Here is an 8,773-nt window from a genome sequence, read left to right on the forward strand (position 1 = left end):
GTGACGGCTCTCGCCCGGCGCCAGCGGCGCGAGCTGCCGCACCGGGTCGCCGTCCAGCGATTCCACCTTCACCACGCGGGCGCCGCCCTCGGCCAGGAGCTGGGCGCACCACGGCGCCGCGATGAACTGGCCGAACTCCACCACCCGGATGCCGTGGAAGGGACGCATGCCGCGCCCGGGCGAGGTTAGCGCGCCACGACCCTGGGCACGACCTCCTTGCCCAGCCAGGCCAGCTGCTCGAGCATGACGTCGCGCGGCGTGCCCATGCTGTTGCTCAGGTGCACGTGCTGCAGCCCGGGGAATCGCTCCTCGAGCGAGCGCAGGTGCGCCACCAGCGCCTCGGGCGGGCCGGCGAACCAGGCGCCCACCTTCATGTAGTCCTCGACGGTGGGCACGCCCGCGGCCGCCCAGCCGCCGCGCCGGGTGGACGCCTCCAGCTGAGCGGGCGTGATCCCGGGCACGAACCCGAGCGGCCCGAACATCTTGACGTGCTCCTCGTACCACGGGGTGATCTCGCGGACGGCGCGCTCCCGCGAGTCGGCCAGGTGGTAGAAGATTCCGAGGCTGAGGTTCTCGCCGAGGGCCCAGTCCAGGCCGGCGCGCTCGGCGGCCTCGCGGTAGGCGTGGATCGAGCGCTCGGCCATGGTGGCCGCGCCGCCTCCGATGAGGCCCTTGATGCGGTGCTTGATCATGAAGTCGAGCCCGCGGGCGCCCGCGCTCACGATGGGCTGCCAGCACTCGACGGGCTGGCGGAGCGGGCGCGGGACCAGCGTGATCTCCTTCAGCTCGTACCCGCGGTAGGGGACGGCGGGCGGCAGCGTGTAGTGGCGGCCCCGATGCGCGAACGACTCCGAGTGGAACGCCTTCATGATGATCTCGACCTGCTCCTCGAAGAGCGCCCGGTTGGCGTCGGCATCGAGCATGGGCGCGCCGAACGTCTCCACCTCGCGCGTGTGGTAGCCGCGGCCGACGCCGAAGATCACTCGGCCGTCGGTCATGATGTCGGCCATGGCATAGTCCTCGGCCAGCCGGATGGGATGCCACATGGGCAGGATGTTGAAGGCACAGCCGAACTTCAGTCGGCGGGTCTGGGTGGCGAGCCAGGTGGAGAACAGAATCAGATTCGGCACCACCTCGTAGCCCTCTCGCTGGAAGTGGTGCTCGGCCGTCCACAGGCAGTAGAAGCCGAGGTCGTCCATGGTGCGGGCGATGTCCCGGGCCGTGAAGTACACCTCGGCGAATCGTTCGTTCGGGTAACGGCGTTCATCGGCCGGTGTGCCGTTCTTGCCGATGTTGTCGAGCTCGATCTGACCGACGTAGAGCACCGAGAACTTGGTGATCACTTTGCCCTCCAGCCCCCATCGACGACGAGGGTATGCCCCGTGATGTAGGCGGCCTCCTCCGAGGCCAGGAAGCACACGGCGGCGGCGATGTCCTCCACCGTCCCCCGGCGGCCTGCGGGCACCACCGCTCGAATCTGCTCTTCGCTGACGGCGATACCCCGGCCGCTCATGTCGGGCACGCCGGGACCGAGGAGTTGCTGGGAATGCTGCCGGAGCCCCGTCAGGATCGGTCCCGGGCAGACCGCGTTGACCGTGATGCCGCGAGCCGAATAGGTCACGGCCATCTGTCGCGTCAGCCCCACCACTCCGTGCTTGGCCGCCACGTAGGCGGCGCCGCCACCCGTGCCGTTGAGCCCGGCCACCGAGGCCATGTTGACGATCCGACCGCGGCCACGCGGCAGCATTTCGCGCAGTGCGCGCTTGCAGCCGAAAAAGACGCCGGTGAGGTCGATGTCGAGCACCCGGCGCCACACCGCTTCGTCGGTCTCGTCCACGTTGAAGTAGCCGTCCAGGATGCCGGCGTTGTTGACCATGATCTCCAGGGGGCCCAGCGCGGCGACAGCGCCGTCCACCGCGCGGTCCAGGTCGGCAGCCCGGCTCACGTCGGCCTGGAAGGCGACGGCGCGGCCACCGGCCTTGGTGATCACGTTGGCGGTCTCGCGGGCGGCGGCCTCCTGGACGTCGACCGCCGCCACCGCCGCGCCCCGGGCGGCCAGCAACTGGGCGGTGGCCCGACCGATTCCCGAGCCGGCGCCGGTCACCACCGCCGTCCCACTGTGGATCGTGCTCATGTCAGGAACTCCTTCATCGCGGTCGCCGCGGCGTCCGGGGACTCGTGAACGAGCATGTGACCGCCCGGCAGCAGCTTCACCGCCGCGCCCTTGATGCGGCACTGCCACTCGTCGGCGTAGCTGACCGGGTTCACCTGATCCGCGTCCCCCCAGAGCAGGAGCGTTGGGGCCTCGATGCGATGCAGCCGCTTCCGCAGTCCTTTGTCCGGAATGGGCCAGACGAATTTCGCGATGGCCGCCCGGCGAGCGATCGACTCGATCTGGGCGGCGACCTTCTGGGTTTCGTCCACGGGCTGGGCGGCCCACTGCTGCGCTGCCTCCGACGTCGGATCGCGCCACAGCAGGCGGCTGAGCTCGTCGGGAGGCAGGATGAGGATGTCGGCGGACGGCGCGTCGTCACGCCAGAGGCCCAGCGGCGCGACGAGCACGAGCCGGTCCACCCGCTCGGGGAACAGCGCCGCCAGCTCCGCCGCCACCATGCCTCCGAAGAAATGTCCGGCCAGGTGGGCGCGGGCGATCCCCAGCGCATCCAGCAGCTCCTCGTAGGCCAGGGTCAGGTCCAGCACGTCGTCCAGCGTCTCCACCCCTCGGGAGCCTCCCACGCCGGGATGCTGCGGGGCCGTGACCGCGCAATGCTCGGCCAGCCGATCGAGGACGGCGGGCCAGGGGCCCGGCTCGTGCATGGAGTGAAAGTACACCAGGGGGACGCCCCGGCCGGCGGCGAGCACCTGGAAGCTGAGCGCCCCACCCCGAAGCTGGATCACCCGATCGTCCATCATCGCTGCGGCAGGCATCCCGAAGGCCACCAGCGGTCCTTGTGCCCTGGCCAGAGCTCCCGAACCGACGGCATGATCTCCCGGGCGAACAGGGCCGTGTTGTGCAGGGCGAGCTCCCTGGGCATGCTGCCGATCTGGAGCAGGACCATGAGATGCCCTACGCGCAGCGTGCGGACGCATTCGGCAAGCTGCTGGCGCACCGTGGCCGGGCTACCGGCGATGACGTAGCCGGATTCCAGATACTTGCCCCAGTCGAGCGACTGGCGGATCTTCCGGGCCAGCGAGCCCACCTGGGGTCGGATGCCCGCCTCCAGCGTCTTCATCGTGCGGTAGCCGGGCGCCTCGGCGAAGCCCTCCCAGACGTTCAGGCACTTCCGGTAGAAGTAGTCCACGTGCGTGGAATAGAGCCGCTCGGCCTCGGCATCGGTGTCGGCCACGCAGACCAGCTGCAGGAAGCCGGCCCGGTAGGGGTTGTCGTCGGCCCCCAGCCGGGCCACCGTTTCCCAGAAGCCGTCGAGGGTGGCCTTGCCGCGCTTGTAGCCGTAGTAGGAGAGATTGCAGTAGACGTAGTCGAGCCGCGCCGTCCACTCCCACGTCTCCACGCTGCCGCCGCCGGGGATCCACACCGGCGGGTGCGGCTTCTGCAGCGGCTGGGGCCAGATGTTCACGTAGCGCAGCTGCGTGTACTTGCCGTTGAAGGTGAACACCTCGGGGCGGGTCCAGGCCTGCATGACGAGGTCGTGGGCCTCGTAGTAGCGCTCGCGCAACGTGGCCGGGTTGATCCCGTAGGCGAAGTTCATGTCCATCGAGGTGCCGACGGGAAAGCCGGCGACCAGCCGCCCCCGGCTCAGCACGTCCAGCATGGCGAACTCCTCGGCGACGCGGAGGGGCGGGTTGTAGGCGGCCAGGCTGTTGCCGAGCACGACGAGGGCGGCCCGTGAGGTCCGCCGGGCCAGGGCGGCGGCCATGAGGTTCGGCGAGGGCATGAGCCCGTAGGCGTTGTTGTGGTGCTCGTTGACGCAGACGCCGTCGAAGCCCGCCCGGTCGGCGTACTCCAGCTCGTCCAGGTACTCGTGATAGAGCCCGCTGGTCTTTTCGGGATCGAAGAGGCTGTGGGGCACGTCCACCCAGACGGAGCGGTAGCGCTCCTCGAAATCCTCGGGCAGGAACCGGTACGGCATGAGATGGAAGAAACAGATTTTCATCGGCCCGTTCGGGTGAGGCCGATCATATCACCGGTCTACGGGACGGTGGGGTAGCCGCAATCGCGGAAATCCCGGTCGAACGAAAAGGCCTCGCGCAGGCCCAACCGCTCCATCAACTCGAAACTCGCGCAATCGGTCAGGCTGAGGCGCTTGTCGCGAAACCGCCCCATCTTGTCGATGGCCCCACGCAGGAGCCCGGTGTCGGCGAACAGGACCTCGTAGCGATGGCTCTCGAGCAGGCTCAGCGTTACCGACGCCGCGCGCTCAGCGCCGGCGAGCGCGCGGAGCCGTGTCGCGATTTCGGCCAGGATCAACTCGGTCAGGACGTACCTTGCCCGAGGATGCTGCCGGGCGAACTCCAGCGCCCTGGCGTGGTTGGCGTCGTCGCGGACGTAGAGCGCCAGAAGCGCGCTCGTGTCGGCCAGGACCTTCACCCTCGCTCTCCTTGACCCACCCGTACAGGTAATGGTCGTGGTTGACTGATTCGTCCCCGCCGGAAACATCCACGCATCCGATGAAAGCGTCGGCGGGATCGTCGCCGAGGGGCAGGTGCGCAGATTCATCTCCGCGGCCCAGATAGCGGTCCACCGCCTCCCGGACGATGAGCGCCACAGGCACGCCGCGGCGGCTCGCATGGTAGCGGAGATCCCGGTAGCTAGCCTCGTCGAAGCGAAGGTTTGTCGTCACGTACCGAGCCATGCCGGTATCACGGTATCGCGATATTGCCGAGGGGTCAAGGAAGCTATGCCCGCACGAGGTCAGTAGTCGCGGGGGTCGAGGGCGTCGCGCAGGCCGTCGCCGGCCAGGTTGAACGACAGGGCCAGCGAGAAGATCGCCACCCCCGGCCAGAGGGCCATCCAGGGGGCGGATTCGAGGAACTGCTGCGCGGTGTTGAGCATGGTGCCCCAGCTGGGTGCCGGCGGCTGGACGCCGAGCCCGAGGAAGGACAGGATGGCCTCGGCGATGATGGCGGTGGGGATGGACACCGTGGCCTGCACGAGGATCGCGCTGAGGATGTTGGGGATGATGTGCAGCCCCATCAGGCGGACGTCCCCCGCCCCCAGCGCCCGCGCCCCCTGCACGTAGTCCTCCTCGCGCACGGACAGCACGAGGCCGCGCGTGAGCCGGATGTAGGTCGGCGTTGCGCCCAGCGCGATGGCCAGGGTCGCGTTGGTCAGCGAGGGGCCCAGGATCGTGACCAGGCCGATGGCCAGGATCAGGAAGGGAAACGACAGCCAGGCATCGGTCAACCGCATGATGAGCTGGTCGAGGGCGCCCCGGTAGAAGCCCGACACGAGCCCCACGGGGACCCCGGCGAGAATGGCCAGCAGGATCGAGAAGACCCCCGCCTGCATGGAGATGCGCGCCCCCCACACCACCCGCGAGAAGGTGTCCCGCCCCAGATCGTCGGTGCCGAAGAAGTGAGCCAGGGACGGCGGCTTGCGGATCTGGCTCCAGTTCGACTGCACGGGGTCAGTGGTGGCGATCCAGGGCGCGCCCAGGGCCATCGCCGTGAACAACAGCACGATCACGGCGCCGGCCACCGAGACCGGCCGGCGTCGGAGGCGCCGCCAGGCTCGGCGCAGAGGGCCTGCGGGCGCCAGGTCCGTCGTTCGTGGCAGATCCAGGGCCGCCGTGGTCACCGGGCCCTCAGCGCTCACCGGCGCTCCTCACGCGAATCCGTGGATTCAGGAGCGAGTACGAGACATCGACGAACAGGTTGATGACGACGTACGCGCTGGCCGAGATCAGCACCACTCCCTGCACCAGCGGATAGTCCCGCGTGAAGACCGCCTCGACGATGAGGCGACCGAACCCGGGCACGACGAAGATCTGCTCGGTGACGACCGCGCCGCCCATGAGCGCGCCCATCTGCAGACCCAGGATGGTGACGACCGGAAGCAGGGCGTTGCGGATGGCGTGGCGGAAGACCACCCCATGCTGAGCCAGCCCCTTGGCGCGGGCCGTGCGGATGTAGTCGGCGCTCAACACCTCGATCATCGCGTTGCGGGTCTGGCGCATGAGGACGGCGGCGAGGGAGGTCCCCAGGACCACCGCGGGCATGATCATTCGCTGCAGGTTGGCCGCCAGGTCCTCCCACCACGGGACGAAGCCGGAGGCGGGCAGCCAGCCCAGGCGCACCGACAGGAGCAGAATCAGCATGATGCCGAGCCAGAAGTTGGGTACCGACACGCCACCCAGCGACAACGCGCTGGCCAGCATGTCCCAGGCGCTGTTCCGGCGCACGGCGGCGAAGACGCCGGCCGGGATGGCGATGCTCACGGCTACCAGGATGGCCAGGCCGGTCAGCTCGATGGTGATGGGAAGCTTCTGGGCGATCGTCGCGGCTACCGACTCGCGCGTGCGAATCGACTCGCCCAGATCCCCCTGCACCGCCAGCCCGATCCAGCGCAGGTACTGAACGGGCAGCGGGTCGTCCAGGCCGTACTTTTCCCGGATTTCCTCCAGCCCGGCCTCGTCGGCCTCGGTGCCGGCCATCACCCGGGCCGGGTCACCGGGGATGGCCCGGACCCCGGCGAACACGATCAGGCTGATCACGAACAGGGTGACGACCGAGATGAAGGCCCGGCGGACCAGCACCTGCAGCACCGCGGCCCTACCGGCCCGTCGTCACCCCGTCCGCAGTGTCACTCCCAGGACGTCCCCTTGATTCGAATGAGGCCGTCGGGCACGGGCTGGTAGCCCTTGAGGTTCTTGGCGTACGCCAGGAGGTAGTTGGGGTGGTAGATGTACACGATGTTCCGCCGGGCGGTGAACATGTCGATCGCCTCGCGGTACAGGGCCCGCCGCTGATCGACGTCGCTCACCTCACGCGCCTTGTTCAGCAGCGCGTCGACCCTCTCGTCGCAGGCGTGGGTGGCGTTCAGGGCCCCCTTGCACGTCTGGTTGTGGTGAATGTTGCCGTCGGGATCCACCCGACCGCTCCAGCCGATGAGGAAGGCCTGAAACTTGCCGTCGTCGCTGTCCTTCAGGGCGGAGGCGAACTCTTGCGGCCGTAGCGAGATGTTGAAGCCGGCCTCGCGGGCCATCTGCTGGACGATCTCCCCCACCCGGCGCTCGCGGGGGTTGTTCACGATCACCATCTCGAAGGAATAGCCATTGGGCAGCCCCGCCTCGGCCAGGAGCTTCTTGGCCCGGGCCACGTCGCGCGCCGGACACTTGCGGCTCTTGTCGAAGAAGACGCTGATGGGCGGGATGGGAGTGCAGCCGGGCGTGAAGAGGCCGTCCCAGGCCACCTGGTTGAGCGCCTCCCGGTCGATCGAGAGATCGAAGGCTTCGCGCACGCGGGGATCGTTGCCCAGCGGGGTCCCCAGGTCGCCGGGCGGCTGTGTCTTGCCGGTCTTGTTCCGGAGGTTGATGGTGACGCCCTGGTAGCCGAGCCCGGTGACGTTCGAGACCTGGAACCGTCCTTCCTTTTTGAGCGCAGTGGCATCCGTCGGCGTGACCTGGTGCATGACGTCGACGTCGCCTGATTTCAGGTTGGCCAGGCGGACGTTGTCGTCGGGCATGATGCGGAACACGATGCGCTCGAACTTCGCCTGACCGGGGTCGAAGTAGTGAGACGACCGCTCCACCACGATCCGGTCCTGCGCCACCCGCTCCACGAACTGCCAGGGCCCCACGCAGACGGGCGCGGTCCCGAACTTGTCCCCGAGCTTCTTGACCGCCGCCGGCGACACGGGCATCCCCGCGCGGTCGGTGAGCTGGGCCAGCAGCGGCGAGAACGGCGCCTTCAGCTTCAGGCGCACGGTGAGGCGGTCGGCCACCTCCACGGCGGCCACGGGGGCGAGCTCGCTGCGGCGGTTGGAGCCCTTCATCTCACGGTGCCGGTCCAGGGAGAACTTAACGCTGTCCGCGTCCATCGGGGTGCCGTCGTTGAACTTGACGTTGGGCCGCAGCTTGATGGTGACCGTGCGGCCGGCGTCGCTGATCTGGGGCAGCTCGGCGGCGAGCTGCGGATGGATGCGCAGTTGTGCGTCGATCTCGTAGAGCTTCTCGCACATCTGGGAGAAGATGATCCGCCCCACGTACGTGCGACCCAGCGTGGGATCCAGGATGTCGGGATCCTGGTTGAGGGCGACGACCAGCGTCTTCTTCTGGGCGGCCGCCGGAGCGGCGAGCAGCACGATCAATCCGATGGCAAGCAGGGCAATCTTTCTCATGGAAGGCCTCCAGCTGCAGCCCGGTCAGACTCGTGGGCGAGATCATAAACACCGCTACCGGGAGCCGCAAGCGTCGTCAGCCGATGATCTCGACCGCTTCGGAAGACCCCGGGCACAGCTCTCCAGCGTGAGGGGAAAGCCCGCGCGTGGCTCTTGACTGCTCAGGGCGACGGCGAGGACGGTGCCGGACCGCCCATTGAACACGTCGCGGCTCAGGACCAGCACCGGCCGGAGCCCGGCCTGCTCCCGGCGGCGGGTCGGGTTGAGGTCGGCCCAGCGGATCTCGCCCCTCAGTATCCAGGCCACGAGTCGGAGTCGGCACGGGCCCTCCTTGGGTAGGATGAATTATCCTACCAATGGCCCTGCGCCGGCTTGCCTTGACCCCCTGAGGCTCCGCCGGCTAGGCTCCGGGCACTGGAGGTGCGATGGCGCGTTCCCGCAGCGGGCTGGCCGACTTGCTGACCGAGATCGCGC

General features: G+C 68.7%; 9 protein-coding genes and 1 pseudogene. All 10 read right to left on the reverse strand.

The window, feature by feature from the left end:
* Positions 1-168 (reverse strand): CoA transferase (locus tag VFR64_20920; GenBank protein HET9492200.1); only part of this gene is annotated, 168 nt, incomplete at its 3' end.
* A gap of 17 nt (positions 169-185) precedes the next feature.
* Complete coding sequence (locus tag VFR64_20925) at positions 186-1,343, reverse strand: LLM class flavin-dependent oxidoreductase (GenBank protein HET9492201.1); 1,158 nt, start codon at positions 1,341-1,343, stop codon at positions 186-188.
* Positions 1,340-2,134 carry a glucose 1-dehydrogenase gene (locus VFR64_20930; GenBank protein HET9492202.1) on the reverse strand — a complete coding sequence of 265 codons (795 nt, stop codon included), beginning with the start codon at positions 2,132-2,134 and terminating at the stop codon, positions 1,340-1,342. Before VFR64_20930 ends, VFR64_20925 begins: the two co-directional genes overlap by 4 nt.
* A complete protein-coding gene (locus VFR64_20935) occupies positions 2,131-2,940 on the reverse strand; it encodes an alpha/beta hydrolase (GenBank protein HET9492203.1) in 810 nt (269 codons plus the stop codon). Before VFR64_20935 ends, VFR64_20930 begins: the two co-directional genes overlap by 4 nt.
* Complete coding sequence (locus VFR64_20940; GenBank protein ID HET9492204.1) at positions 2,910-4,115, reverse strand: LLM class flavin-dependent oxidoreductase; 1,206 nt, start codon at positions 4,113-4,115, stop codon at positions 2,910-2,912. Before VFR64_20940 ends, VFR64_20935 begins: the two co-directional genes overlap by 31 nt.
* Before the next feature lie 35 nt (positions 4,116-4,150).
* Positions 4,151-4,549, reverse strand: coding sequence for a PIN domain-containing protein (locus VFR64_20945; protein ID HET9492205.1), 399 nt, complete (start codon positions 4,547-4,549; stop codon positions 4,151-4,153).
* A 324-nt stretch (positions 4,550-4,873) separates the two neighbouring features.
* Positions 4,874-5,743: an ABC transporter permease gene (locus VFR64_20950; GenBank protein ID HET9492206.1), complete on the reverse strand. Its 870-nt coding sequence runs from the start codon at positions 5,741-5,743 to the stop codon at positions 4,874-4,876.
* A gap of 22 nt (positions 5,744-5,765) precedes the next feature.
* On the reverse strand, positions 5,766-6,725 hold the full coding sequence (locus VFR64_20955; protein HET9492207.1) for an ABC transporter permease: 960 nt from the start codon (positions 6,723-6,725) through the stop codon (positions 5,766-5,768).
* 38 nt (positions 6,726-6,763) lie between these two features.
* On the reverse strand, positions 6,764-8,299 hold the full coding sequence (locus VFR64_20960) for an ABC transporter substrate-binding protein (GenBank protein ID HET9492208.1): 1,536 nt from the start codon (positions 8,297-8,299) through the stop codon (positions 6,764-6,766).
* Between the two features lie 90 nt (positions 8,300-8,389).
* Positions 8,390-8,605: pseudogene (locus tag VFR64_20965) on the reverse strand (type II toxin-antitoxin system PemK/MazF family toxin).
* Between the last annotated feature and the right edge of the window lie 168 nt (positions 8,606-8,773).

Source organism: Candidatus Methylomirabilota bacterium, assembly GCA_035709005.1.
Lineage (GTDB): Bacteria > Methylomirabilota > Methylomirabilia > Rokubacteriales > CSP1-6 > 40CM-4-69-5.